Origin of the sequence: Paenibacillus favisporus (assembly GCF_040545415.1) — a bacterium.
GTDB classification, from domain to species: Bacteria; Bacillota; Bacilli; order Paenibacillales; family Paenibacillaceae; genus Paenibacillus_AQ; species Paenibacillus_AQ favisporus.
Genome location: NZ_JBEPLV010000004.1, coordinates 242,095 through 268,660 on the forward strand (window position 1 = coordinate 242,095; position 26,566 = coordinate 268,660).

Annotated in this window: 19 protein-coding genes; 8 read left to right on the forward strand and 11 right to left on the reverse strand. The window is 56.1% G+C overall.

Annotated elements, in window-relative coordinates; genetic code table 11:
• Nucleotides 1-42: 42 nt before the first annotated feature.
• The 3 genes from ABID47_RS19015 (at nt 43) to ABID47_RS19025 (ending at nt 3,481) form a co-directional block, all read left to right on the forward strand.
• On the forward strand, nt 43-921 hold the full coding sequence (locus ABID47_RS19015) for a carbohydrate ABC transporter permease (RefSeq protein ID WP_076173203.1): 879 nt from the start codon (nt 43-45) through the stop codon (nt 919-921).
• 26 nt (nt 922-947) lie between these two features.
• Nucleotides 948-1,781 carry a carbohydrate ABC transporter permease gene (locus ABID47_RS19020; protein WP_076173020.1) on the forward strand — a complete coding sequence of 278 codons (834 nt, stop codon included), beginning with the start codon at nt 948-950 and terminating at the stop codon, nt 1,779-1,781.
• Nucleotides 1,782-2,281: 500 nt separating this feature from the next.
• Nucleotides 2,282-3,481, forward strand: a complete 1,200-nt coding sequence (locus ABID47_RS19025; protein WP_354499701.1) for a multidrug effflux MFS transporter — start codon at nt 2,282-2,284, stop codon at nt 3,479-3,481.
• A 258-nt stretch (nt 3,482-3,739) separates the two neighbouring features.
• Here the strand turns inward: ABID47_RS19025 and ABID47_RS19030 are convergent, their stop codons facing one another.
• The 6 genes from ABID47_RS19030 to ABID47_RS19055 all read right to left on the reverse strand — a co-directional run bounded on the left by ABID47_RS19030 (nt 3,740) and on the right by ABID47_RS19055 (nt 10,741).
• Nucleotides 3,740-5,065, reverse strand: coding sequence for a 6-phospho-beta-glucosidase (locus ABID47_RS19030; protein ID WP_354499090.1), 1,326 nt, complete (start codon nt 5,063-5,065; stop codon nt 3,740-3,742).
• Between the two features lie 12 nt (nt 5,066-5,077).
• Nucleotides 5,078-6,067: an N-acetylglucosamine kinase gene (locus tag ABID47_RS19035; protein WP_354499092.1), complete on the reverse strand. Its 990-nt coding sequence runs from the start codon at nt 6,065-6,067 to the stop codon at nt 5,078-5,080.
• A 70-nt stretch (nt 6,068-6,137) separates the two neighbouring features.
• Nucleotides 6,138-7,136 carry a LacI family DNA-binding transcriptional regulator gene (locus tag ABID47_RS19040; protein ID WP_354499094.1) on the reverse strand — a complete coding sequence of 333 codons (999 nt, stop codon included), beginning with the start codon at nt 7,134-7,136 and terminating at the stop codon, nt 6,138-6,140.
• Nucleotides 7,137-7,400: 264 nt separating this feature from the next.
• Entirely contained in the window at nt 7,401-8,786 is a 1,386-nt protein-coding gene (locus ABID47_RS19045; RefSeq protein ID WP_354499096.1) for an ABC transporter substrate-binding protein, read from the reverse strand.
• 179 nt (nt 8,787-8,965) lie between these two features.
• Nucleotides 8,966-9,850 carry a carbohydrate ABC transporter permease gene (locus tag ABID47_RS19050; protein ID WP_354499098.1) on the reverse strand — a complete coding sequence of 295 codons (885 nt, stop codon included), beginning with the start codon at nt 9,848-9,850 and terminating at the stop codon, nt 8,966-8,968.
• A complete protein-coding gene (locus ABID47_RS19055) occupies nt 9,851-10,741 on the reverse strand; it encodes a carbohydrate ABC transporter permease (protein ID WP_354499100.1) in 891 nt (296 codons plus the stop codon).
• Between the two features lie 558 nt (nt 10,742-11,299).
• Here ABID47_RS19055 and ABID47_RS19060 point away from each other — a divergent pair.
• From ABID47_RS19060 to ABID47_RS19070, 3 genes are all read left to right on the forward strand, one after another.
• A complete protein-coding gene (locus ABID47_RS19060) occupies nt 11,300-12,247 on the forward strand; it encodes a helix-turn-helix transcriptional regulator (protein ID WP_354499102.1) in 948 nt (315 codons plus the stop codon).
• A gap of 149 nt (nt 12,248-12,396) precedes the next feature.
• Nucleotides 12,397-13,806: an MATE family efflux transporter gene (locus tag ABID47_RS19065; protein ID WP_116232974.1), complete on the forward strand. Its 1,410-nt coding sequence runs from the start codon at nt 12,397-12,399 to the stop codon at nt 13,804-13,806.
• Nucleotides 13,807-13,997: 191 nt separating this feature from the next.
• Nucleotides 13,998-14,723: a DsbA family oxidoreductase gene (locus ABID47_RS19070; protein ID WP_089549267.1), complete on the forward strand. Its 726-nt coding sequence runs from the start codon at nt 13,998-14,000 to the stop codon at nt 14,721-14,723.
• A 152-nt stretch (nt 14,724-14,875) separates the two neighbouring features.
• Here the strand turns inward: ABID47_RS19070 and ABID47_RS19075 are convergent, their stop codons facing one another.
• Entirely contained in the window at nt 14,876-15,931 is a 1,056-nt protein-coding gene (locus ABID47_RS19075) for a serine hydrolase domain-containing protein (RefSeq protein WP_251677900.1), read from the reverse strand.
• A 251-nt stretch (nt 15,932-16,182) separates the two neighbouring features.
• Here ABID47_RS19075 and ABID47_RS19080 point away from each other — a divergent pair, with 251 nt between their 5' ends.
• Nucleotides 16,183-18,567 carry an Ig-like domain-containing protein gene (locus ABID47_RS19080; protein WP_354499105.1) on the forward strand — a complete coding sequence of 795 codons (2,385 nt, stop codon included), beginning with the start codon at nt 16,183-16,185 and terminating at the stop codon, nt 18,565-18,567.
• A 116-nt stretch (nt 18,568-18,683) separates the two neighbouring features.
• On the opposite strand, the gene uvrA is transcribed toward ABID47_RS19080, so the two are convergent.
• The 4 genes from uvrA to ABID47_RS19100 all read right to left on the reverse strand — a co-directional run bounded on the left by uvrA (nt 18,684) and on the right by ABID47_RS19100 (nt 24,405).
• The gene (uvrA, locus tag ABID47_RS19085) at nt 18,684-21,227 is read right to left on the reverse strand and encodes an excinuclease ABC subunit UvrA (protein WP_354499107.1); all 2,544 of its coding nucleotides are present in this window, start codon (nt 21,225-21,227) and stop codon (nt 18,684-18,686) included.
• Between the two features lie 294 nt (nt 21,228-21,521).
• Entirely contained in the window at nt 21,522-23,312 is a 1,791-nt protein-coding gene (locus ABID47_RS19090) for a hypothetical protein (protein ID WP_354499109.1), read from the reverse strand.
• Nucleotides 23,313-23,327: 15 nt separating this feature from the next.
• Complete coding sequence (locus ABID47_RS19095; RefSeq protein WP_354499111.1) at nt 23,328-24,263, reverse strand: hypothetical protein; 936 nt, start codon at nt 24,261-24,263, stop codon at nt 23,328-23,330.
• The gene (locus ABID47_RS19100) at nt 24,256-24,405 is read right to left on the reverse strand and encodes a hypothetical protein (RefSeq protein ID WP_163880163.1); all 150 of its coding nucleotides are present in this window, start codon (nt 24,403-24,405) and stop codon (nt 24,256-24,258) included. The genes ABID47_RS19095 and ABID47_RS19100 overlap by 8 nt, the downstream gene beginning before the upstream one ends.
• 342 nt (nt 24,406-24,747) lie before the next feature.
• Between ABID47_RS19100 and ABID47_RS19105 the strand changes: the two genes are divergently transcribed.
• A complete protein-coding gene (locus ABID47_RS19105; protein WP_354499113.1) occupies nt 24,748-26,532 on the forward strand; it encodes a vWA domain-containing protein in 1,785 nt (594 codons plus the stop codon).
• The last annotated feature ends 34 nt before the right edge of the window (nt 26,533-26,566 follow it).

The window sequence follows — 26,566 nt, forward strand, 5'->3', positions numbered from 1 at the left end:
TCTGCGCCGGCCTTGCAGCCGGACAACAAACGGAAGACCGCTATGACGAGCAAGACATCGGATGGCATATGGGGCTATGTCTTTATTTTTCCCCAATTGGTCGGACTGCTGCTGTTCTCCTTAATTCCCCTGATTTCGGCTTTCGTGCTCAGCATGATGAAATGGGACGGGATGGGCGAGAAGCAGTTTGTCGGACTGGATAACTTCATCAACACGTTCAAGGATGAGGATTTCCGGATCGCCGTGGTCAACACGCTGTATTATACGGTGTTAACCGTGCCTACGGGCATTATTCTGGCGATGCTCATCGCGGTGGGCCTGAACCGGGTACAAGGCAAGCTGATCTACAGACTCATTTATTTTATGCCGAATATTACGATGTCCGTGGCGGTCGCCGTCGTCTTTATGTGGCTGTTTAACGCCGATTTCGGGTTGATCAACCTTTATTTGAAGGAGTGGTTCGGGATCGACGGTCCCCGTTGGCTGACCGACACGCGGTTTGTAATGCCGTCGATTGCCATGCTCAGCGTCTGGATGGGGCTTGGCGGGAATATGGTCTTGTTCCTGGCCGGGCTGCAGGGCATATCCGCCAGCTATTACGAAGCCGCACAGATTGACGGCGCCAGCAAATGGCAGCAGTTTGTCAATATAACCGTTCCGCTGCTGTCTCCGACGACCTTTTTCGTGACGATTATGACGATCATCGGTTCGTTTCAGGTGTTCGACCAGTCGTTCGTCATGACCTCCGGCGGGCCCGCGAAAGCGAGCTATACGATCGTGTTTCACATTTACGATTCGGCGTTCGTGGACTTTACGTTCGGGAAAAGCACGGCGACTGCAGTCATTTTGTTCATCATGATCTTGGCGCTGACGCTGTTCCAAATGAAAATGTCCAAACGCTGGGTCCATTACGAGGACTAGAATCGACCGGATAAGGAGGAGAACGCATGCAGACCAGAGGACTACGTTTGTCCACCGTCCTGCTTCATATTATATTGCTGATCGGCGCGTGCATTATGGCACTGCCGTTTGTATGGATGCTGCTCAGCTCGCTCAAGGATCTGTCCCAAGTTTTTATCGTGCCGCCCAAATGGATCCCCGATCCGTTCGTGTGGTCCAACTTCAAAACCTCGTTAACGGCTTTGCCCTTCGGAAGGGCGTATTTCAACAGCTTCTATATCAACATCATCGTCGTTGCTTCGCAGCTGTTCACCTGCTCGATGGCGGCTTACGCGTTTGCCAAGATCCGCTTTCCCTTCCGGGAGCCCCTCTTCGTCCTGTTTCTGGCGACGATGATGGTACCGGGGCAAGTCACGATCATTCCCCTGTACTTGATGATGAAAAGCATCGGCTGGCTCGACTCGCATTTGTCGATCATTGTGCCTGCCGCGCTGTTTAACGCCTTCGGCGTGTTTCTGCTGCGCCAGTTTTTCAGAGGCATTCCGAAGGAGATGGAGGAGGCCGCCATCGTGGACGGCGCCAACCGCTGGACGATTTATGCGCGGATCATGCTGCCCCTGGTGAAGCCGGCTTTGTCGGCGCTCGGCATTTTCACGTTCCTCGGCATGTGGAACAGCTTCTTCTATCCGCTCATTTTCCTGAACACTCCCGAAAAATTCACTGTCCCGATGATGCTGAACCTGTACCGCGGCATGTATTCCACGGACTGGACGCTCATGATGGCCGGCGCCTCGATTGCGCTGATTCCGGTGCTGATTGTGTATATTATCGGTCAGCGGTATATCATCGAGGGCGTAACGCTGTCCGGGATTAAGGGTTAAAGGGTTGTGTCTATGTTTGGAGATAAGAAAGTATTCACTTCCCAGGCAAACATCCTTATCTCGCAAGAAAAACTTCCGCTAAACGCGGTATGTCTTCTAGAATGTACGTCGATAAACGTTTTTCTTATAAGCAAGTCGCCGCAGCGTGGCCAAATTTCTTTGGCCAGGCTGTTTTTCTTTGTAGACGTAAGCTGCCAAAAAGGCGGGGTGACCGAGCGCAAGGAATTGGGGATAGCGGTATGGGGGGACGGTTGAAGGGGGAGGATGATGCTTCTTGGAAATATAGGCAAGCCGCTCATTTTGCGGGGGAAATATGATACTCTATACTTTAGTTCAATCTATCTAGTGAAGAAAATTCACTTTATAAAGGCCATGCATCGGAGCAGGGAACACAGAGGGGGAACAAGATAGAGCTTATGAATAAACGTTCACAGACGGATGCGAAGGCAGGTGGCTTTGCGGGTGCAGCTGCTTCCGGACCGGGCGCGAACCGGGTCTGGATGATTATTGTGCTGGGGGCGCTGTCGGCCTTCGGTCCGTTTTCGCTTGATATGTATTTGCCGTCTTTGCCGGAAATGGCCAAGTCGATGCACACGACGGCATCGCTGACCCAGCTGAGCTTGACGTCCTGCCTCATCGGGCTTGCGGTAGGCCAGCTGCTGGCGGGGCCAATCAGCGATGTGAGGGGACGCCGCACGCCGCTGATGATCGGGATGGTAGTGTACGGGGTTTCGTCGCTGCTGTGCGCCTTCAGCCCGTCGATTGAGCTGCTGATTCTGCTGCGGTTTATCCAGGGCATTGCCGGCTCGGCGGGCATTGTCATTTCAAGAGCGATCGTCCGGGACATGTATTCCGGGAGCGAGCTGACCAAGTTTTTCTCCATGCTGATGCTGGTGAACGGGGCGGCGCCGATTCTGTCGCCGATCCTGGGCGGGCAGCTGCTTCAGGTGACTTCGTGGCGCGGCGTATTTATCGTGCTGACCGCCATCGGGGTCGCCATGCTGCTGGCCGTCATGCTCGGACTGCCGGAAACGCTGGCGCCCGGCAACCGCTCCGGCGGCGGGACGCTGGGCACGGTGAAGACGTTCGGCAAGCTGCTGCGCGACGGCAAGTTCATGGGCCTGGCGCTCAGCTCAGGCTTCATATCGGCCGCGATGTTTGCCTACATTTCCGGCTCGCCGTTCGTGCTGCAGGAAATCTACGGGGTATCCCCGCAAATGTTCAGCGTGATCTTCGCCACGAACGGACTCGGGATCATTATCGCGGGGCAGATCACCGGCCGGTTGGCCGGACGCGTCAGCGAGAGGAAGCTGCTCGTGACCGGCATTACCCTGGCGACGATCGGCGGCGTACTGCTGCTGATCCTGCTCGCCGCCGGGGCAGGCCTTGCGGCGATCCTGCCGCCGCTGTTCGTGGTCGTATCCTGCGTCGGCATCGTCGGAACCGCAGGTTCCTCGCTGGCTCTGCAGGATTACGGCCGCTCGGCAGGCAGCGCCTCGGCGCTGCTCGGACTGCTCTCCTACATCTTCGGAGGGATCGTCAGCCCGCTCGTGGGCATCGGAGGCAGCACCTCGGCCCTGCCGATGGGCATCGTCATCGCCTGCGCGGACGTCGGCGCCGTGCTGTGCTACGTGCTGCTGGTGCGCCGGCACACGCGTGCCAGCCAAGCCGGCTCGACGGACGCCTCGGCAGGGCTGTGACGCCGGGGACGCCGCGGGTGGCCCGGCCGGGAGGCAGGCCACCTGGCCGCTGGGCTAGCGGCCTGCGCAGCGTAGAGGCGGCTGATGCGGGCGCGAACTGAAAAAACCTTGAACGGGAACGTGCCGTTCAAGGTTTTTTTGTGTGCTTTGCAGCGGGAGTTCTGCCAATCTGCATTTATTTTCGGGGAAAGGGAAAAGGGCGCTTTCTTAGACAGGCGTCACGATCATCCGCTCATCCCGTGAGACCATCCCTCAGCCTCAGGGATGAGCCGGTGTTTTCCCGAAAAACTGCGGCAAGTATTCTTTGTTGGCCTCCAGCATCTCATCCAGCATCTTGATGGCTACTTCAACCGACGGCACAAGCGGGTGATGGGCCAGCGCTTGGATCGCCAGCCCGCGGTCACCGGTGACCGCAGCGTCGATGGCGAGCTGCTCATAGGTTTTGACGGCCTGAATCAGGCCGACGGCCATCCGCGGGATGCGCGTCACAGGCAGCGGGAGCGGCCCGTTCTTCGTTACGACGCAGTTGACCTCAATGCTGGCATCCTCGGGCAGGAACGGCAGCGTCCCGCGGTTGGCCACGTTCAGCGTCTGAATGTCATTGGTGCCGTTATAGAGCGACCGCATCAGGTTGACGGCGGCTTCGGAGTAGAAGGCGCCGCCGCGCTGCTCCAGCTGCTTTGGCTTCTCTTTCAGATCCGGGTCGCTGTACAGCTCAAACAGCTCCTCTTCGACCCGCTTCACGACCTCGGCGCGGTTGATGCCCTGATGGAAGGACTCGAGCTGCTCCTCCAGCATCGCGTCCGTCATGTAAAAATATTTTAAATAATAGGAGGGCAGGGCACGCAGCGACTGCAGGAACTCGAGATTCCATTCGCGGGCCGGTACGTTCGAAGCGCTGTAGCCGGCGGTATCGGCGAGCAGTTCATCGAGTTTGTCTTCGCCCTCGACATCGACGCGGGTGACCCAGTGAAGATGATTCAGACCCACAAACTCAGCGTAGACCCGGTCAGGAGCGACCTGGTATTTGGCGGAAGTTTGCTTGATCAGGCCGATGGGCGCGTTGCATAACCCGATGCTGCGGACGTTGGAATACTTCAAGATGGCTTCGGTGACCATGCCGGCCGGATTGGTAAAGTTAAGCAGCCAGGCGTTTGGCGCCAGCTCCTCCATATCCCGGCAAATATCGAGCAGGACCGGGATCGTGCGCAGCGCCTTCATCATGCCGCCGGGGCCGGTCGTTTCCTGACCGATGACCCCGTACTTGAGCGGGATCGATTCGTCGCGTCCCCGGGCGTCCAGCATGCCTACGCGCATTTGGGTGCTGACGAAGTCGGCGCCTTCGATCGCTTTGCGGCGGTCGGTGGTCAGATGCACTTCGATCGGCAGTCCGGACTTCTCGACCATCCGCTTCGCCAGGCTGCCGACGATGTTCAGCTTCCGGAGACCTGGCTCGATATCGACGAGCCACAGCTCGCGGACCGGAAGCTCACGATGATGCAGGATAAACCCTTCGACCAGCTCTGGCGTATATGAGGAGCCCCCGCCGATCACTGCTATTTTCAACCCCTGTTTTGAAGTCATGATCCTTCACTCCTATCGGGTAATTTGGTGTATATGTTCAAAATCGCGAAACAGCCGCATCTGCTCGTAGACCTGTTCCGGAATCGTTAGACCGTCCGCCTCCATGGCCGCCCACACGGCGCCGACGACCGGCTCCGTCGCGAGCGTTACGACCGAGGCCGCTGGTGCAACGGCTCGAACGGCCTGCTCTATCGGGCCGCGGATCCAACCGCGGTCACCCCGCGTCAGCAGGCTGCCGGCAAGCACCACATCAAAGGCCTCGTTCTCCATACCGAGCCTGCGGATGACGGCAGCGGCCGATTTGCCGAGCTCCACGCCCTGGCGGTTCAAAATTTCCAGCGCCACCGCATCCTGGCCGGCAGCAGCTGCAAACAGCAGGCGTGCGGCGTCTACGGGCACGCTGCGCTGGTTGTCGTAGAAATCGTCGAACATCTCACCGACGGTATCGTAGCCCAGCAGGGACAACAGCAGTTCCGTCAGCTGCGTCGGCTGCTCGCGTCCGTCCCAGGCGCGGATGACGGAGCGGAACACCTCGATGTTCAAAGCTCCGCCTCCGCCAAAATCGCCGTACATGTAATCGAAGCCGCCGCACTGTACATGCTCGCCTTGCGGATTCCGGCCGGCAGCATTGGTGCCCGTGCCGCAGATGAGGGCGACCCCGTACGGCCGCTTCGTCCCGGCCCGGAGGCCGATGACGGTATCACAGTCGACCGAATAATCCGTGAAGCCCATATTTCGGATCATGGGATGCAGGATCCGGTAATCCGGCTCACGGTCGGCTCCCGCCAGGCCGAAGAAGGTGTGGCGGATGTCCGCGAGCTGCAGCCCGGCGTCGGCGATGGCGCCGAAAGCGGCGCTCCGGATGCTCTCGGCGGCCACGGCGGCGTCAATCTGGTGATTCCCGTTGCCGCTCTGGCCTTTGCCGAGCACTTGCCCCTGTTCGTCGGTGAGCAGGGCATAGGTTTTGGTTCCTCCCCCGTCGATTCCCAAATAATAAGCCAATAGTCGTCACTCCTATATGATCAATTCATGCTTTTGCATTACATGATGATCCGGAGCCGGGTAATTAAAGTCAGGCTCGACGCCCAGGAACGGACGACTCCCGGACGATGAGCTCCGGATCGATTTTCAAGTTGGCTCCGCGCTTCATCGTACCGTCGATCCGCTTCAGCAGCATGTCGGCTGCGGCGATGCCGATCCGGTCTGCCGGCTGGCGTACCGTCGTCAGATACGGATGAAGCTGGGAGGATATTGTCTGGTCGTCATAGCCAACGACGGCTACCTGGCCGGGCACCTGAACGCCCGCTTCCATCAGCGCGTTCACCACGCCGAGGGCGATATTGTCGTCGCCGGCGAAGACCGCTTGCGGAAGCTGCCCTTCCTTCAGCCACCGTACGGCCGTTTCATAGCCGAACCCGATTTCAAAGTCTCCGTTTACGATTTCAAAGGGGGCAAGCCCCCGCCCGGACAGCGCCTGCATAAATCCGTCGCGTCTCTCCCGGGTACTTCGGAACATTTCCTGTCCGCACAAATGGGCAATGGACGTATATCCGTTATCAAGCAGATGGCTTGCTGCCGCATAGCCGCCCTTGAAGTTGTCGATCGTCACCGAGAAATTGTCGTTTTCCGGCTTCTGATTGTCGATCAGTACGTATGGAATGCCGCGTTTTTTTAATTCCACGATATAGTTGTCTTCTTCCATGGGGGAGAGCAGAATGAGCCCGTCCACCCGGTCCTCCTGAATCAGGTAATGGCTCTCGTCCGAATCGATGCCCGTCGATACCGAAATGGCCAGGTAGTAGCCGTGAAGCGCGAACACTTCGTTCAGCTCTTTGACAACGGCATCGAAGAAGGAATCCTGCAAGGTCGTTACGATAAGGCCAATGATGCCGGTTTTCCCGCGGGCAAGGCTCCGGGCGGCGGCGTTCGGGTGGTATCCCAGCTCTTTGATCGCATCGAGCACTTTCTGCCGGTTTTTTTCCCGGACGGTTTCGGCCCCGTTCAACACACGGGATACCGTTACGACGGACAGTCCTGATTTTTTGGCAACGTCAAAAATACTTACTTTCATCTCTCATTTCTCCTTGGGCAGATTTTTCCGAACCTATAAACTTATCCCTAGTATACATGGACGGAAGTCTGTCCGCGAAGCATGGGATGGCATAAAACGGATACCGCCCTGCAGAGGACGGCATCCGATCGCCGATACGCCGTAAAAAGGTATAACGAATTGAATCGAATATCTACATTATAAAATTATGGCACGCCCCACCGAGGAGGACATTTTTACGATGGAAGGGGAAATTTCTCTATTCATGTTCCACAAACTCTCCGTTTACCGCTTGATAATATCCTGCAGCTTCTTCTGGATCGTCGGCATGACCTCTTCCACCGTCTTGTGCCCGCTCTCGATCGGCTGCATCTCGTTAATGAACATGTCGTTGATTTGCGAGTAGTTCGTGATCAGGTGGTTATAGGACTCAAAGCCGTATTTAATGGCGCCTTCGTATACGTTCTTAATATCCTGCGGGTCGACGCCCTCAAAATGTTGGTAATAAGCTTCTGCTGCCTGCGTGTTCACCGGCGGATTGCCTCCGCTGAGCTCGATGGATTTCTCCTGCACGTCGGCGGTGACCAGATACTTGATCCATTCAAAAGCTTCCTTCGGATGCTTGGAACCTTTCAGGATCATGAGCGGATCGACGTACAGCGTGCTGCGAACCTTGTCGTTGCCGCCCCAAGGCACGGCCGCTACGCCCACTTTGAATGGAAAATCGTTGGCCCCGGCCAGGTTCCACGAACCACCGACGGACATGCCGATTTTGCCGGCGACGAAGGGATCACCGTTCTGACCGGCGACGCTTTTGCTCCACTCGGTCGTCGGGGAGACCTTCTCTTTGAAAATCAAACCGAACAGCTTGTTGTAGGCCGCCATCACTTCCGGCGAATCGAAATGGGTAGCGGAAGGAACGCCGCCGTTGGTCCAGGTGTCTTCCGAATAAGGCTCGGCGCCGAAGTAGAGAGGGCGGTTATCGCGCTCAGCCCAGGTAAAGTCCACGCCGTACTGGGTTTTGGCGATGTCGTCCGAAATAACGGTCATCTTCTTGGCGTCTTCGACCATTTTATCGAACGTCCAGCTCTTGTCCTCATAATCGCTTGGCGGATAAGGCACCTTCGCCGCGTCGAACATATCCTTGTTGTAGAGCATCAGCGTGACATACATATTGACCGGAATGCCGTAAGTACGGTCCTTTACCTTGTAGATGCTCATCAGGTTGTCCGGAATGCCGTAATCCCCCGCCTTGAAGCCGTCCTCCTGGATGATGTCCGTCAGATCCAGCAGCATATCCTTGTTGTAATATTCGGCAAATCCGCCGTAGCCGTAATGGCTGGTGACGTCCGGGGACTTGCCGCCGGCGATCAGCGTCTGCAGCTTGCTGTCAAACTGCTCGTAAGGCGCCTTTTCGACCTTGACCTTAATATTCGGGTGCTTTGCTTCAAAGTCGGGAATCAGTTTCTCGACGAACGTGCGGTCCTCCGAGTCGATCGTGTAGTGGGTAATCGTCACTGTGCCGCCTTTATCGCCCCCTGCGGAGCTCTCGCCTCCGGAAACCACATCGCCCGCCGATTTGCCGCCGCTGCAGCCGGACAGCGCGGCGGCAACCAGCATTAGCGTCGTCAAAAGAAGGGCAAAACCTGATCTTTTCCTGTTCTTGTTCATGAACCGATACCTCCATTGCCTTCATGTAATGGGTGCTGCTGCTGTCTGAACTTGTTGAAGTAAAAGCCGGCTTGCTAGTCTGTGGGGAAGGTTCTTGCAGCATGCCGGCCTCGACGTCGTCCCGGATGGCACTTGAGGATAACCGCCGGGACGACGGGTCTTCCAATAGATCCGTGCCATTACTTGATCCCGGTGAGCACGATGCCCTCGACGAACCGCTTCTGGGCTATAGCGAACAGCGTCACGATCGGCAGCATGGCCAGCACGGAGGCGACCATCAGCAGGTGCCACGGCGGAATCCGGAAGCGGGATGACGTCAGGGATGCCATACCGACCGGCAGCGTGAATTTCTCGGTGGAGCTCAGGTACAGCACCGGCGTCAGCAGATCGTTCCAGCTGTAGATGAAGGCGAAGATCGCTACGGTGGCGAGCGCCGGTCCCGAAAGCGGGAGGGCGATTTGGCGCCACATGCGAAACTCGCTGCAGCCGTCGATGCGCCCGGCGTCGAACAGCTCTTCAGGGAGCGTCGAGAAGAATTGGCGCAGCAGGAAGATGTTGTACGCTGAGCCGAAGAACGCCGGGACGATCAGCGGCAGGAACGTGTCGATCCAGTTCAGCTTCGAGAAGAGGATGAACTGGGGAATCATGATGGCCGGGTAGGGCAGCATCATCGTGCTCAGCATGAGCAGGAACCACGTGTTGCTCCCCTTGCCGCGGTATCTGGCAAAGCCGTAGGCCGCGAGCGCCGAGGAGAGCAGCGTTCCGATGACGGTAAGAACGCCGATAATCAGGCTGTTCATGTACATCGTGCCGAAGGAGAGTGTATCGAAAATCTCCTTATAATTGCTCCACTGCCAGCTTTCCGGCAGGAAGGTCGGCGGAAACTTCAGCATTTCCTTCTTCGACTTCAGCGACGTCGATACCATGAAGAACAGGGGCAGCAGCATCAGAAAGGTGGTAACGACCAGCGCGATAAAGCTGACAATGCCTACGGGGTCAGTGCTGCGCCGCCGCTTGGGGACGGCGTTGTCCGCGTGCGGGCCGGTGGCCGGAAGGGTACTCATCTAGCGTTTGCCTCCTTCGTAGTGAACGTATCGGTTCGACAGCTTCATCACGAGCGCGGTAAAAAGCATGACGACGACGAGCAGCACCCAGGCCAAGGCGGAGGAATAGCCGGCGCGGTACTCTTTAAAGGCGCTGGTGTACAGGTTGTAGACATAGAACCAGGTAGAGTAGTTCGGGCCGCCCTGGGTCATGACAAAAGCCTGGGTAAACACCTGGAAGGAATCGATCATGCCCATAATCAGCTGGAACAGCAGTACAGGCGAGATCATCGGCAGGGTGACATGGAGAAAAACTTTGAAGCGTCCCGCCCCGTCCAGCTTGGCGGCTTCCACGAGGCTCGCCGGAACGCCCTGCAGTCCCGCCAGAAAGAGGATCATGCCCGAGCCCGCCGTCCAGAAGGACATGATCATCAAGGCGTATAGAGCCGTGTCCGGGTTCATGAGCCAGGACGGACCTTTGATGCCGAACCAGGAGAGCATGTAGTTGAACAGCCCGATCTGCGGGTTGAAAATCCAGTACCAGAGCAGCGACATCGCCACGCCGGATACCATGCTCGGGAAATACATCGCGGTCCGGAAAAATCCGCGCAGCGGGATCTTCTGGTTCAGCAGCAGGGCGAAACCAAGGGCCAGCAGCAGCTGGATCGGCACACTGATGAGCGTATACCTCAGCGTCACGGTGACGGATTTCCAGAACAGATCATTGCCGAACATCTCTGCATAATTGGACAGGCCGATAAATTGGGGCGGGTGAATGATGTCGTAGTCCGTGAAGCTGTAATAAAGCGAGGACAAGATGGGATACAGGGCAAAAACCAGAAAGCCGATGAGCCAGGGGGAAATAAACAGATACATGTACAGCGTCTGCCGCCTGCTTTCGCGATGGGTCACGGGTGCATCAACCTTTCTCACAAAGTTTATAAAAGTTTAAACGCTTTAACTTATGGGACAAATTAAACCCTAAATATTTATATATAATAGCGGGTTATAATCTATAAAGTTAAAGTGCTTTAACTTTTATCTCCTGCCTGTTGCCATTATCATAGTGGATGGTCTGCAAATAATCAATACTAAATTTCAGACTTGTAAGCGTTGCCTGTTATAAAAGGTTACATTAAGCAAGGGAATCTTCATTGATTTCAAGCGGGAAATCAGGTTTATGCCGGTTAGCGACGTGACTTTCGGATTGAAAAAAGACATGTTTCACTTTATTAGCTGCCTAGTACCCCTGTCCTCCGCTGTTGCACAGTAATATGTTACAAAATATAACACTAATATAACGGAAAAAAGGATAGCCTCTCTTTGATCCTGGCTGGTTGCGAGGAATCAGGGCTGTGCCGATGTTTTGGGCCGACTCCTATAGTCGTTTATAATAATGACAAGGTTTGTCACCGACCATATTTGTTTTCGATGGTGTGTAACGCAAAATCCAGTAACGGGAGTGCCGACATGTCCAAATCCAAAAGACTGCTCGACCTGATGATGACGATTAACCGGATGCGCCGCTTCAAAGTCAAGGAGCTGGCCGACGAATTCGGGGTGTCCACCCGGACGATCCTAAGGGACCTGCAGGAGCTTAGCGAGCTCGGCGTCCCTTTGTATTCGGAAGTGGGGCCGCATGGCGGCTACCAGGTACTGAAGGAACGGATCCTGCCCCCGATTGCCTTTACGGAGGAGGAGGCGGTGGCGATTTTTTTCGCGGTGCACGGTCTCCGGCATTATGTCCATATCCCGTTTGAGACGGAGAGCTCGTCCGCGCTCCAGAAATTCTACCACTACATGCCCGGGGATGTGCGCGACCGGATCGACCGGATGAAGAACCGGGTCGACTTTATTACCCCGTCCAGGCGGGCGGGTGCACCCCATTTGTCCGTACTGCTGGACGGGGCCGTGAACCAGAAGGTGCTGCGCATCGTTTACGAATCCCGCGGCAGCAGCTCGGTTCGGCAGATCCAGCCGATCGGCATCTATGCCAGCCAGGGACTGTGGTACTGCCCGGCGTACTGCTTCCAGCGGAAGGACTTCCGCCTGTTCCGCTGCGACCGGATTACGGATGCTGCCGAGGATACAACCGGCCTTGAAGCGGTCGACCTCAGCCATGTGCATCTTGGGAATCGGAAGTCGTTTCACGGGGAGGACTCGGCGGAGCTTCGCTGCTATGCGGAACTGACCCCGGAAGGCGTGGAACGGTGTGAGGGAGAATTGTGGCTGGAGTCCAAGCTGCATATCCGCGAGGATGGGACCGGCTGGGTGGACGGAATGATTCCGGAGCATGACCTTTCGTTTTACGCCCAATTTTTTATCGGCTTGGGAACGAATGTGACCGTGAAAGAGCCTCAGGCACTGGTCGGTCTGATCCGCGAAAAACTCGCTGAACTGCTGTCCCGGTACGAATAATGGTCATTTTTAGGGAAGTAAGGGCTTACCAAAAAAAGAATATTAAATTTTCAGTGTTTTTCTGTTAAATGTCATGTATTTTCATGAAAACTGTGCTAACATACCTTTGTTTCAAAGAATACGATTGAAAGAAAGGTGAATTCTGACTCATGACCGCAACTGTTGAAGAGCCTTCTGCACGGTCAGAAAAACGGCTCAGTCTTGTCCGCCTCACCTGGCCTATATTTCTCGAATTGTTCCTGTTCATGCTGATGGGCAGTGTCGATACATTGATGCTCAGTTCGGTTTCCGACAATGCCGTCTCCGGCGTCGGTGCCGCCAACCAAATTATTTCCATCGCCATCCTCGTGCTGGAGGTGATCGGCAGCGGGGCGGCGATCGTGGTGGCCCAGTACCTGGGCTCCAAGAAGCTTAGCGACGCGGCGCAGGTGACCGGAAATGCAATCACGCTGAACCTGGCCGTAGGGGTGCTCCTAAGCGTTATTTTTCTCGCCTTCGGCGGAATGATGCTGCGCCTGCTTAACGTGACCGGGGAAATTTACGGGTACGCCCAGTCCTACATCCAGATCGTCGGAGGCGGCATTTTCCTGCAGGCGCTCATTAACGCCCTTGCCGCAACGATCCGGACCCACGGGTTCACCAAAGAAACGATGGTCGTGTCGCTTCTGATGAACATCATTCACGTGGCAGGGAACTATGCGCTGATCTTCGGGCATTTCGGCCTGCCGGCGCTGGGCGTACAGGGGGCGGCGATCTCGACGGTATTCAGCCGCCTGGTCTGCCTGCTGATCTTCTTCTGGCTGCTGTACCGGGTCATGGAGGTGCACGTGGAATGGCGTTATTACATCCGTCTGTCGAAGAAATTTGTGCTTAAAATTTTGAATGTCGGCATTCCGTCGGCTCTGGAAAGCATCGTATACCAAATGTGCCAGCTGACCTTCACGCTGTACGTCACCTACCTTGGGGCAGAGGCGATGGCCACCCGGCAGTATGCAGTGAACATCTCGATGTACATCTATTTGTTCAGCATGGCGATCGGCATGGGCACGGCCATTATGGTCGGCCATTACGTCGGTGAAAGACGCAACCAGGACGCCTACACCCGGGTGTTCCAGAGCGTGAAGTGGGCGCTGGCCGCCACAATCGTCATCGACTTGATCATTATCCTGTTCCGCGTTCCGCTGATGGGCTTGTTTACGGACGATGCACTCATTATCAAAATGGGGGCGCAGGTCATCCTGCTCAGCATCGTGCTGGAGACCGGCCGCACCGTCAACATCGTCATCATCAACTCGCTGCGCGCTTCGGGAGACGCGAAGTTCCCGGTCTACATGGGGCTGTTGTCTATGGTATGCATGTCTCTGCCGCTGGGATACTTCCTCATATTCAAGCTTCACATGGGCCTTGCCGGCGTGTGGCTCGCCATTGCCGCGGACGAATGGGCCCGTGCCGTCATCATGTATTTCCGCTGGCGGAGCCGGGCGTGGGAGAAGCATGCGCTGATCGAACCGCAGGACGGACCGGAGGCCGTGCCGGCAACAGTGCCGACGACGGGTTAACACGAGAAGTTAACCCGGCTGGATATAAAGGGAGATCGGCACAAGGAAAGTTGCGCGGTCCCGGTAATCGCGATATAATGTACCTGATGCAGTTACAGCTGAGTGACTGCTTTTCTTTTGACTCTTACTGTGATGGAAAAAGTATCAGTTTACCAAGCAAAGGACATCACCCGAAAAGGAGAGGTTTGCATATGAAAATCGAAGTATGGTCGGACTTTGCCTGTCCGTTCTGCTATATCGGCAAGCGCCGTTTTGAGGCTGCCCTCGAGCCGTTCGCGCACAAGGATGAAGTCGAGGTTGTGTTCCGCAGCTTCGAGCTGGACCCGGGCGCACCGAAAGACAACGACAAGGACATTCACAGCATCCTGGCCTCCAAGTACGGCATGAGCTGGGAGCAGGCCAAGGCGGCCAACGACAATATGACCGAGCAGGCCAAGACGGTGGGGCTCACGTACAATTTCGATACGCTGGTCCCGACCAATACGTTTGACGCGCATCGTCTGACGCAGTGGGCAGGGGAGTTCGGCAAGAAGTATGAGATGACGGAACGGCTGTTCAAGGCGTACTTCACCGATTCGGAACATTTGGGAGACCGTGCGGTATTGGCGCGCTTGGCCGGCGAAATCGGGCTGGACGCCTCTGCGGCAGCCTCCATGCTGGAGAGCGATGCTTACACGAACGATGTCCGCAAGGACGAGGGAGATGCGGGACGACTCGGCATCAACGGCGTGCCGTTCTTCGTCATCAACCAGAAATACGGCATTTCCGGCGCTCAGCCGACTCAGGTGTTTGCCGAAGCGCTGGACAATATCTGGAAAGAGGAGCATCCGCTGACGCTGCTGGGGAACAGCGCTGACGGAGATGACCTCTCCTGCACGGACGGCTCCTGCCAGGTGCCGACGGATAAAAAGGCGTAAACACTGCGTTCGCCGCAAGGCGCCTGGAATTGAATACAGGCTGTTAGCAGAAGAAAGGCTGCCTACAACCGGGCTTGCGAGCAATCCGGGAGGCAGCCTTTTTGGCTGTATATTTTTTAAGGATTTTTTACATGAGGATGCGGTTAGACCGGTTAATAGACCGTTTTGGTCAGCTGCTTGAACAGCTGGAAGCCGATCTCGTCCACATGCCGTTTCTGCGGTCTCATCATGGACAGCATTTTCATCGCAAAGCTGCCGTTGTTGGACAGCACGACGACCGCCGTGTTTTTTTCCATGTGAAAGCCCAGGAAGCTGCTTGAGCCGTACGTACCGCCGTTATGCCAGTGAATCCGGTCGTGGTAGATGCCGGTTTTGACCATCCATCCGAGGCTGACGTCCTCGCCGCGGCGCACCCGGTGGCGGGGCTTCTGCCCGTCGCGAAGCGCGGCCGTGATCGGGGCCGAGCCCATGCCGACGTTCGCTTTGGCAAATTGGAGCAGATCGTGCGCCGTGGAACGCAAGCCTCCCGCGCCGGCGAGAACGCCCAGATCCCAATGGGGAACCGGCTTGCCGTTGGCCGTATACACCGGGAGGAGACGGGACTGCTGCTCATCGTTCAGTTCAAAGAGCGTGTCCTCCATAAATAACGGACCGCAGATCTCTTCCCGCATAAGCTGTTCCAGACTTCGGCCGGTGCAGCGGCTCAAGATAAGCCCAAGCAGGCCTACGCCCAAATTGGAATACTCGAAGCTTCCTCCCGACGAAGGTCTGGTTTTCAGCAGGTCCTGCAGCAGATGCTGCTCGGTGTAGTTTTGGTACGGGTTCAGTTTGTCGGTGACGGTCTGCTTGAGACCGGCCGGCAGCCGGGGGAGTCCGGAGGTATGCGTGGCGAGCTGTTCCAGCGTGATGGCGCCGACTTTGGCGTTAGAGGCGATTTCAGGTATGTATTGGCCTACGGTATCCTTCAGCTGCAGTTTGCCCTGACGCTGCAGGATACACAGAAGTGAGGTCGTAAAAACTTTCGTTACGGATGCGATTTCATAGATGGCTGATGCGTAATCGAAGCCCGGAGGTTGTCCCCAGCCGGTGTAAAAATGGTCCCCGTTCTCCAGAATGCCGATGGTGACGCTCAGCGGGTTTCTTTCCCCGTAATGCTCCTGCACCAGGTAGTTGGCTTCTTCAATGATTTCATGGTCAGGAATGATCATGCGCTTATGGCACCTCCTATCTTAATTAGACGCCATAACCCCCGTACAGGTTTCGCTAGAAGGTTTACCAATTAGAGGATTACCCCTTTTTAGCGTGCGTGACGCGCAAATTTCAGAATCAGACGGCGGTTTTTATCAAAAAATTGCAGAAAATCTCCAAAAAACTAACATTTTTGGCTGGACTGACCGATATGGGAGGTAGGGTCTTTTTTTGTTTCTACTCAAAATAAGGGAATTGGAGGGAATTTACATTGCGAATCAGATTAAAAAGGGTACTGGTCATGTCCCTGGTTATGGTGCTGTGCATGGCCTATGCCGGAACAACCTGGGCCGCCACGGCGGATTTGACCAAGCTGGTTTTGTCCAAAAATGAGCTTACCCTTGAAATCGGCGATACGGCGAAAGTAACCGCGACGGGTGTATATTCGGATAATTCAACGGCAGATTTGACGGTAAAGGCGAGCTGGAGCAGCTCGAACAACGTAGTTGCCACCATATATAACGGTACCGTAACCGCGAAGAGCGAAGGTACGACAACGGTAACAGCCGTATTCGGGGACGTATCCGAATCGGTGTCGGTGACCGTGACGAAGAAGGTCAAGGCGCTTACGAAAGATGTGCAGAGCCTGGATTTGAAGCTGGGGGACAAGCCCCAGATCAAGCTGACCGCAACCTATACAGACAACAATACGGAGGAAGTTTCCGGCAAAGCGGACTGGTCGACAGATAACGCCAGCGTGGCGACGGTCGTGAACGGAACGGTGACGCCGGTGGGTCCGGGTACGGCTACGCTGACGGCGGTATACGGCAAGCAGACCGTAACGATTCCGGTGAGCGTAGAAGTGGTGAAGCGGCTCGATGCGGACCCTGCGCTGGTGTCCGTGCTGCTGAGCGAGAAGACGCCGGTTCAAGTGACGCTGAAAGCGACCTATCCGGACGGCACAACCAAGGATAACGTTGCGGCCGACGCGGAATGGACGTCGAGCAACGAAGGCGTGGCGGACGTCATCAAGGGGCAGATTACTCCTTACGGTCCGGGAACCGCGACGATTACGGCGAAGTACGGCACGAAAACGGCAACGATTCAGGTCGATGTCGACAAGACGATCCGCCTGAAGGCGGACAAGCAGGATATTTTCCTTCATGCAGGGGACTCCACCACACAGCCGATCAAGGTTGAAGCGGTGTATCCGGACAAGGATGCGGTGGACATTACAGGAGATGCCGTATGGTCTTCCAGCGACGAAAAGGTTGCTTATGTGAACAAAGGCGTTATTACGGCCATCGCGCCGGGTGCAGTGATTATTACCGCCAAATACGGGGACAAGAGCGTGGCCATTAATGTCGACGTCGACGTGCCGCGCCACCTCGATCTGGTCGAGAAGGTTGCGCTGAGCCTGACGGGTGAGAAGACGAAGCAGCTGGACCTGATCGCTACCTATGCGAACGGGGAAACCGAGAAGGTTCAGAGCAAAGCCGTGTGGAAATCCAGCAATGAGGACGTCGTTTTTGTCAGCGGCGGGAATTTGACGGCATTCAAAAAAGGGGAATCCAAAGTCAGTGCCACCTACGGCGGAGTGACGGTAACGACATCGGTAGCGGTCGACATGCCGCTCAGCATCTCGCTGCCGGTGAAGAAGTTGTCCCTGAAGGTGGACGCCACCTACCAGGCGAGCATCGTGCTGGATTACGGTGCGGACCGTCCGGCCGAGACGATCTCGTCCAAGGACAAGGTGGAATGGAGCACAAACAAAAAGGATATTGCCGACATCGATGAAAATGGACTCATCACCGGCGTGGCGACAGGCACCGCGACGATTACGGCCAAGTACGAAGGCAAATCGTACACGATGACCGTGGAAGTCGGATTGGTCAGCGACCTGAAAGCGTCGGATACGCTCGTGATCATGTCCGCCGGTGACAAGAAGCAGCTGACCTTGACCGCGAAGGATGCGACGGGTACGGTGGTGGATGTGACCAAGGAAGCGTCCTGGAAGTCGAGCAGCTCCACGGTTGCCGGAGTAGACAATAATGGCCTGGTATCCGGTCTGAAGAGCGGGAAAGCCAACATTACCGCTGAGTACGGCGGACAGAAAGTAACGATCCCGGTGGAAGTCGACGTCATCTCCGCCATTGAGGCGAGCGAGACCGCAGTATCGCTGAAGACGGCAGGCAAAGCCAAAGATAAAACGGCCACCGTCAAGCTGGAAGTGACGTTCAGCGACGGCAGCACCAAGGACGTGACGTCCAAGGCGGAATGGAAAACCGGAAACTATAAAGTAGCATCGGTCAGCGACGGTGTCATTACCGCTGCTGCTTACGGCAAAACGACCGTGACGGCCAAGTACGGCAACAAGACGGTCCGGATTCCGGTCGAAGTGGATACGCTGAAATATTTGCAGACTGACAAGGTGAGCGTGACGCTGAACGTCGGCGACAAGCTGACGCTGGCGGCCACGGCGACCTACATGGACGGAACCGATGTGGATGTCTCCAAGCCGGCCCTTTGGAAGTCTTCCAAAATTTTGACGGCGACGGTGAAGGACGGCCAGATCACGGCTAACGGCAAAGGCAAAGCGACGATCACGGTCAGCTTCGGCGGCAAATCGACCAAGGTGGTCGTGACAGTACAATAGAACATAAGCGGATCAAAGCGATCCGAATATGAAGAATCACCCATAGTCCATGTGACTGAGGGTGATTCTTTTTTGCTTGCGCAAGCTACAGGAGCAAAGGTGATTGGGAAGCACGATCAGTGTGACAGATGCCCGGCCAGATAGCGGCCTGTATATGATGCTTGAGCGGCCGCCACATCTTCCGGCGTACCTTGCGCGACCAACTGCCCTCCGGCATCCCCGCCTTCGGGTCCAAAATCGGCGATCCAGTCGGACGCAGCGATCAGATCGAGATGGTGCTCGATCACCATGACCGTGTTGCCGGCGTCCACGAGCCGGTTCAACAGACGGCACAGATGCCGGACATCGCTGGGATGAAGCCCGGTCGTGGGCTCATCCAGCAAGTACAAGGTATGCCCTCTGCTTTTTTTGCCAAGCTCCTTCGCCAGCTTGATCCGCTGGGCTTCTCCGCCCGACAGCGTCGTCGTGGGCTGCCCCAGCTGCAGGTAGCCGAGCCCCACTTCGCCCAGCAGGTTCAGCATGTCGGTTATTACCGGCTCCTCAAAGAGGGCGGCATTCTCCAGGACGGTCAGGTTCAGAATGTCCGAAATGCTAAAGCCCTTGTACTGAACGGCAAGCACATTCTCTTTGAACCGTTTTCCCAGGCAAACGGGGCAGCGTACCTCCACATCCGGCAGAAAGTGCATATCCAGCTGCAGGGTGCCCATGCCGCGGCATTTCTCGCATCGGCCGCCCGGCGTGTTAAATGAGAAGTGCTTGGGGCTCAATCGTTGTTTTCGGGCCTCTGGCAGCTCCGCGAATAGGCTGCGGATCGGGGTGAACAGGTCGGTGTAGGTCGCGATATTGGATCGCGAAATTTTCCCGACCGGGGCTTGGTCGACGGCGATGACCTTGTCGATAAGCTCCAGGCCGGTGATGCGTTCGTATGGGCCTGGCATATTGCCGGACAATCGAAGTTGGGATTTTGCCGCAGGCTCGAGGATATCGAACAGAAGGGTGGATTTGCCCGAACCTGAAACCCCTGTCACTGTAATCAGGCATCCGAGCGGAAAGCTTACGGTCAACTGCTTCAGGTTATGGGCGGAAGCCTGCTCGATCGTAAGCTTGCTGCCGCTGCCCGCTCTCCGTGTAACCCGAGTGCCGGTGATGTCCAATTCCCGCAAATACCGTCCGGTAGCGGATTCGGGGATCGCTTTCAACTGTTTGAGCGTTCCGGTGCCGACGACGGTCCCGCCTTCTTTTCCGGATCCGGGGCCAATCTCGATCAAATGGTCCGCGGCCTTCATCACCTCGGTATCATGCTCGATGACCAGCACGGTATTTCCCAAATCGCGGAGCCGCTTCAGCACCCGGATCAGCTTGTGGGTATCCCGCGGATGGAGACCGGCCGTTGGCTCGTCCAGTACGTACAGGACGCCGGTGAGGCCTGAACCGAGCAGCGAAGCGAGCCGGAGCCGCTGGGCTTCCCCGCCGGACAACGTGCTCGCCTTCCGGTCCAGCGACAAATATTCGAGCCCAACGTCGATCAGCCGCTGGATGCGGTCCGCCAACCCGTTGAAAATGGGCTCCCATACGGCCAGGCTTTCGCCAGGCAGCTCCTGTTTCAACTGCTTGAGCCAGGCATAGAGCGGGAGAAGGGTGTAAGAAGCCGCCTCGATGATAGTCGTATCCCTAATGGTAACGAGCCGGCCCTCTCTCCCCAATCGCGATCCCTGGCAATCGGGGCAGGTCTGCTTCATAAAATACGGGTCCCATTTTTTAGAGCCCGATTCTTCCGGATCTCCGTCATGTTCCCTGTACTTGCGCAGCAAATGGGTGATCAAGCCTTCAAAATTGCCCTTGCCCACGGTTTTGGGAGGCTTAACGCCGGGGAAATGGCGCTGGAACCGCTCACTGGCTGCGCCGTAGAGCAGCATGTCGCGTGCGATCGCGCCATAATCGCGGATGGGCAGGTGCGGCTCGTACGGGAAACCGTAATGTTTAGATGCCGCTAACAGCACGTCCGCATAGTATTCGCGAACCCAGCCGTCCCAGAGCGTTACGCCTCCTTCCAAGATACTGCGGTCTTCCTGCAAAAGCCGGTCCACGGCAATATCGGTCACGATGCCGATTCCTGTGCAGGTCGCGCAGGCTCCTTCAGGCTTGTTAAAGGAGAAGTGGGCCATCGTCAGCTTCGGGATCGAGGCATGGCAGTGCGGGCAGGGCATATGCTTAGGCTCCTCAATCGCATCTTCCGCTGGTTCAAGAACTTCTTCGGACACCGCTGGACTGTCTTCGAAGACAGGGTGAATGTTTTGACCGCAAGCTGGACATACCCGCACGCCAAGCTTGGCGTACAGCACACGCAGGTACGTATAGATCTCCGTAACGGTCCCGACGGTGGACCGGGGGTTCCTGTTGGTCACATGCTGGCTGACGCTGATGGAAGGGGACAGGCCGCGGATGGAATCCACCCGCGGTTTGCTGATGAAATCCGTCACCATCCCCATGGACTCCATGTACTGCCGTTGGCATTCCTTTTGCAGCGTATCCATTGCGAGCGACGATTTGCCCGACCCGGACAAGCCCGTCAGTACGACCAGCTTGCGTTTGGGAATGCGGAGCGAAATATTCTTCAGGTTATGCTCCCGGGCCCCTTCGATTTCAATATATTCATCCACGAATCCATCCCTCTCTTTCATTTTGCGATACGGTACCTTGGATGGTTTTAGAATAATTCATATATACGACAAAAGATGACGTAATTGGAGAGATGACATTGTAAAAAAGGCCTCACGCCGAAGCAGAAGCCTTTTAATGTTCACGAACGATCCTAATAACTATGCCAGGAACGATGCATGCACGATATTCTTTTTGAAATTGGTCTTTGGCCGTTTTCGTCTCCATCGGACAAGACCTTGTAGGGCTATGCCTTGTTGGAAGTTGGAAGTTGGAAGCAGCCGAACTTCCCGAATCTACTCCAGCCGCTCCACGTCTACGATCGGTACGTTCACAGGCTCGACGGTTTGATCGCCATCCGGGTACATCTCCTCAGACTCGTTATAGGTTCCGATGACGGTCACGCTGCCCTCGGTGAATTGGAAATTGCCCCTCAGTTTGATATACGAGCCTTCCATTTCTGCGAGCGCCTCGCCCTGGCCGCCTTGGACGATATAGATGGTAAAGCGAACCTTCTCGCCCGGATGCGACGGCAGGTCGGTCGCTGCGATATCCGTAAAGTCCTGCTGGAAGCCCGTAAACTCATAGGCATCGCCGCTCCGCTCATATATCGCCTCCGGTGCCGTGCCTCCGGCAGCGTCCATCCCGCCGGTCACGCTGCCTCCGCCGATCTCCGGATTCGTCACCAGGAGCGACTTGTCCGATTGAACGCTATAGCCGTCCGCGCTGAATTGGAACAGCTGGACCATGCCGTTCTCCCGGACTTCATAAGCGGCATACAGCGTCTTCCGGGTCGGCGAGTCCGCCTCGACGAGAATGACCGGCGTGCCGCCCGTGCTGAGCGACGGTTCGATGGAGACTTTCCGGATGGCAGTTCCCTGCGGGAAATCATGGCTGCTGTAACCCTGCACCGTCTCATCGCTGTTCATCCGGGTGAAATAGACGGTGTTGCTGCCGTCCGCCCCGATGGCATAGGCTTTACCGCCGAAGCGATTCGCTCCTCCGCTGACGAAGTCGTAGGAGGGGGAGGGATCGGCGCTCTGCAGCAGACGGACCGGATCGTGAACCGTCCAGGCCAGTTGGGCCGCCTTAATCTTGTCTTCCGTATCCTCGTAGCCGGATAAGGCCTGGTAAATCGCGATCGCCTCTTCATACTTATGGTTCTTCACTTTGCGGTCGGCGCCCTTCAGCCAGGTGCCGATTTGCCGGGTGATGTAATCCTGGACAGCGGACTGCTTCGCGCCGGCGCCGGCCATGTAGGCGGCGTACATCTTGGCGTGGGCGGCAAAGTTTGCCGCCTGGTCTCCCTGCACGTCCTTTGTGAGCAGGGCACGGGTGAGGGAGTCGGCCTTTTCTTTTACCCAATTCGCCTTAAAGCCGCGGCTCTTGTATTCGGTCATCATGGACAGCGACCAGTCCAGCATGTTCTGATACTGCCCGGCACCTGCCATGCGGGCCATCAGAGCCTCGTCATACGATTGAAGTTTTCCGCTTAACTGCTTGCTTTTGGCTTCCGCACCGCCGTAAAATTCCGCCGGAATGGCCAGCAGATTCCATTTAAAGGCGTTGTCGTTAACGTCCCCCTGGGCCAACTGATCCTTCGCCTGCTGGTAAAAGAGGGACTGGAACTGCTTGAAGTCCTTGGTCAGATCCCCCGAAATGCCGTACATGGCGGAGATCTTCGGATAGTAGGCGGCCAGCGGCTGGCTCGCTGCCATATACTCTTTCTTGGCGGCAACCAAGTCGGCGTACACATTCATAAGCCCGTCAAAATCCCGGTTTCGGGCAGCGGTTTCCGCGCGGCGATCGAGACGGGACAGCGACTGCCTCATGGAGGTGATCGGCTCAAGCTCTTTCAGCCGGGAGGCGATCAGATCTTCCTTGTAGCGTATGGACCGGTTTGCGGTGGCTTTTTGGTACCATTCCTCTGCATTGATCAGATCTTTCCGGTCGTAGTACTGACCCGCTGTGGCGACCCAATCGATCTTCCGGTTCATGTCATAACCCTTGACTCCGATCAGGACCAAAACCGCGGCGCAGAGCAAAATATACAAATTACGCAGGGTTAGCGCGTTTTTCATCGTCATATCTTTATGGCCTCTTTATTCCCATTTTTGAAAATCCGGGTCCCAGCGGTACTTTTCATTATAAATGGCGGATACCTCGTCGCGTAAACCGTCCCAGGACTGGTCCGGATTGCGCCGCACGATTTGGTACAGCCGTAAAAACCGCTCCCGCGGCAGGCCGCGCGCGTAGCGCCGGATGAAATCAGGATACATATCCACGTACTTCTTCATCCGTACCGCGGCACCGGCCGCCGCCGTCATAATGCTGGCGCCCTGCTTCATTTGCAGGATGTAACGTTCATGAATGAGCAGATAACGAATGGCGCTGGCTTTGATCAGCTCGCGTTTGACCTTGGCGATTTCGCCGATATAAGCGGCCAGATCGGAATCGAAGTCCTCGATCAGCAGCGGCTCCAGCTCGAGATCCATATCTTTGCGCAGCACGAACGACTGGAGCAGCACGATTTGCTGCAGCCGGATCCGGTCATTATGCACGATGGTGGCAATCTCCCGCAGAATCTCGTATCCGATCTGCTCGTCATCCTTAATGGCGGCTGAGGCGGTGGACAGGTTCAAATAGATGCCTTCCAGGATCAGACGCTGGCTGCCGTGGAGCAGCTTGTCCAGCTGGCGGCGTGTCTCGGACGGCAGCATGCGCCGCTGGAGCAGCCACAGCAGCACCGTCAGCAGCATGCCCCCGCCCAGGCAGACGGCAATCTGCAGGAATGTCTGGCTTAGCAGCACGGCCACCAGCGTCAGCAGAAGGGCGGCAAGCCTTTCCGTCTGCATCGACCGCTTGGCGTTAATCGCCGCCTGGTCCATGACTGGGATCAGCGCGTGACGGCCGCAGTTGGCGCAAGTGTCTTCCCACAGGACGGTAAAATGATGGCAATGTTTGCAAACTCTTAACTTTTGATAGGCATATCTCGTTCTATAATAAGGGCGCAGACGTACCGGCTTCTTCTTAACCATGGCGGTCTCCCGGGTTGGCGATGGTGAGCAGCGTTTCGTCCAGCTCTTCCGGCAGCGGCGCGGTCTTCTGGCGTCTGAAATAATTGACGGATTTGATCAAAACAAAAAGAAACAAAACGGCGAGACATCCGTAAGCAATCATATCAATATTCCTTTCTATCGGATGGATAATTATGCAAGTTGATAGTTAGGTCCTAATGCCTACACTCAGCGGAGCTCCTGTAAACATTGAACTTTGGCAGGTATAATTATATCATAATGTTATAGATTGGGATATTTTAGCGCTCGGCATGGAAGTTTCTACTGAATATGGAATGAAACTAGAAACGTCGCTTCACGTTTTTTTATCGTTTCTTAAGGAATATTTAAGACTTTTTGCCTAGAGTTAATAATGGCACTCTTACGGCTTGGAAAGGTCGAATTTTGCGGAATACTGGCCTCGAATATTGGAAACCGAAGACTAATGTTGTGAAGGAGAAACGCTATGCATTTAAAAAATAAATGGACGCTGTGCCTGCTGGCCGGGGTGCTGCTGCTTGTGTCATGGTGCGGCTTCCTGCCGCCGGTATCGGCTGCCGGGCAGCCGTCATCCCAGATCGACGCTGTACTGGTGATGGATGCCAGTAATTCGATGAAGGCTAGCGATCCGAACCGGATCAGCGGCGAGGCAATGAAGATGTTCATCGACATGCTGTCCGCCCAAGGGGACAAGGTCGGAATCGTCTCCTATACGGACAAGATCCAGCGGGAGAAGGCGCTGCTTGAAATCCAGTCCGCGGCGGACAAGGAAGATCTGAAGCAGTTCATCGACCAGCTTGACCGCGGCGCCTATACCGACATTTCGGTCGGCGTGGATGAAGCGGTGAAGGTGCTGAAACAGGGCATGGACAAGAGCCACGAGCCGATGATCGTCGTCCTGGCGGACGGCAACAATGAGCTCGACCCGAAATCGGGCAAGACGGAGCAGCAGGCCGACCAGCAGCTGAGCACCGCCGTGCAGGAGGCGAAGAAGGCAGGCATTCCGATCTATACGATCGGGTTGAATGCCGACGGCAAGCTGAACAAGGCTGCCCTGGCGGATCTGGCCAGCCAGACCGGGGCCAAATCGTTCTCCACCAGCTCGGCGGATGATTTGCCGCAAATTTTGAGCGAAATTTTCGCCAGCCACCAGAAGCTGAAGATCGTTCCGGTGCAGTCGATCACCGCGAACGGCAGCTATCAGGAAGTGACCATCAGCGTTCCGAACGCGAATGTGCTGGAAGCGAACATTTCGATGATGTCCGGAAGCCCGGTTGACGTGAAATTGACCGATCCTGCCGGGACGGCTCAGACCATTCCTTCGGCGAACGTGCTGAGCTCCAAGTCGAAGACGTACTCCCTGATCAAGCTGCTGAAGCCTAAGCAGGGCGACTGGAAGCTTCAGGTGAAGGGCGTTCCGAAGGACAAAATCGACATCAATCTCGTCTTTAACTATGATTTGGACCTGACGATGGATCCGCTGCCGTCCAAATCGGTGAAGCCGGGTGACACGATAGAGATCAAGTCGTATCTGGTCAGCAGCGGCCAGAAGCTTCAGGATCAGGCGCTGTATGGCAGCATGGCCGCCAAGCTTCTGGTGAAGGACCTCGATACGGGCAAGACCGAGGAAGTTAAGCTGACGAACCAAGGAGACCATTTCGAGGGTTCTTACCAAGTTCCCGCCAAGCACCAGTACGAACTGAAGGTGCGTGCGGAAGACCAAAGCTTCTACCGCGAAACCCAGCCGTTTACCGTCAGCGCAAAGCCGGCGGCTTCGGGCACAGGGGCCGGGACGGGTGGCGCAGGAGCGTCCAAGGATAAACCGTTCCCTACGATGCTCGTCGTGATCGGGGTTATTGCCCTTCTGATCATCGCGGCCGCTGCGTATTTCATTTTAAATGCCGTGAAGAAGGCGAATCGGGGCTTTGTCGGGCAGATGGTCATCGAGATCCGCGACGAGAACACCGGGGAGAAGACATACCCGCAATATAAGAAGCTGACTTCATTCCGGGGCAAGTTCAACCTGCACCAGCTGCTGCAGCTGGCGCCGGAACTGAAGGAAACCGACAAAATCATGTTTACGCCGGGCAAGAACGACCGCCTGGTGCTGAAAAATGCCTCGTCTTGCACGATTGAGCGGTCCGGCCGCGTGCTGGATGCTTCCGCCGGCGTGGAGCTGAAGAGCGGAGACCGCTTGAGCGTGTCTCTGCAGCAGATTGACAAAACGATACAATTTGAATATTTGGTGTAACGATTTATTCATATCCGTACACCTTTTCCAGGAG

Coding starts and splice junctions, on each gene's coding strand:
- ABID47_RS19045 (WP_354499096.1), bottom strand. CDS start 8,786: ATGAACAAGAACAGGAAAAGATCAGGTTTTGCCCTTCTTTTGACGACG.
- ABID47_RS19015 (WP_076173203.1), top strand. CDS start 43: ATGACGAGCAAGACATCGGATGGCATATGGGGCTATGTCTTTATTTTT.
- ABID47_RS19095 (WP_354499111.1), bottom strand. CDS start 24,263: ATGGTTAAGAAGAAGCCGGTACGTCTGCGCCCTTATTATAGAACGAGA.
- ABID47_RS19065 (WP_116232974.1), top strand. CDS start 12,397: ATGACCGCAACTGTTGAAGAGCCTTCTGCACGGTCAGAAAAACGGCTC.
- ABID47_RS19060 (WP_354499102.1), top strand. CDS start 11,300: ATGTCCAAATCCAAAAGACTGCTCGACCTGATGATGACGATTAACCGG.
- ABID47_RS19020 (WP_076173020.1), top strand. CDS start 948: ATGCAGACCAGAGGACTACGTTTGTCCACCGTCCTGCTTCATATTATA.
- ABID47_RS19105 (WP_354499113.1), top strand. CDS start 24,748: ATGCATTTAAAAAATAAATGGACGCTGTGCCTGCTGGCCGGGGTGCTG.
- ABID47_RS19025 (WP_354499701.1), top strand. CDS start 2,282: ATGATTATTGTGCTGGGGGCGCTGTCGGCCTTCGGTCCGTTTTCGCTT.
- ABID47_RS19075 (WP_251677900.1), bottom strand. CDS start 15,931: ATGATCATTCCTGACCATGAAATCATTGAAGAAGCCAACTACCTGGTG.
- ABID47_RS19090 (WP_354499109.1), bottom strand. CDS start 23,312: ATGACGATGAAAAACGCGCTAACCCTGCGTAATTTGTATATTTTGCTC.
- ABID47_RS19030 (WP_354499090.1), bottom strand. CDS start 5,065: ATGACTTCAAAACAGGGGTTGAAAATAGCAGTGATCGGCGGGGGCTCC.
- ABID47_RS19040 (WP_354499094.1), bottom strand. CDS start 7,136: ATGAAAGTAAGTATTTTTGACGTTGCCAAAAAATCAGGACTGTCCGTC.
- ABID47_RS19100 (WP_163880163.1), bottom strand. CDS start 24,405: ATGATTGCTTACGGATGTCTCGCCGTTTTGTTTCTTTTTGTTTTGATC.
- ABID47_RS19050 (WP_354499098.1), bottom strand. CDS start 9,850: ATGAGTACCCTTCCGGCCACCGGCCCGCACGCGGACAACGCCGTCCCC.
- ABID47_RS19070 (WP_089549267.1), top strand. CDS start 13,998: ATGAAAATCGAAGTATGGTCGGACTTTGCCTGTCCGTTCTGCTATATC.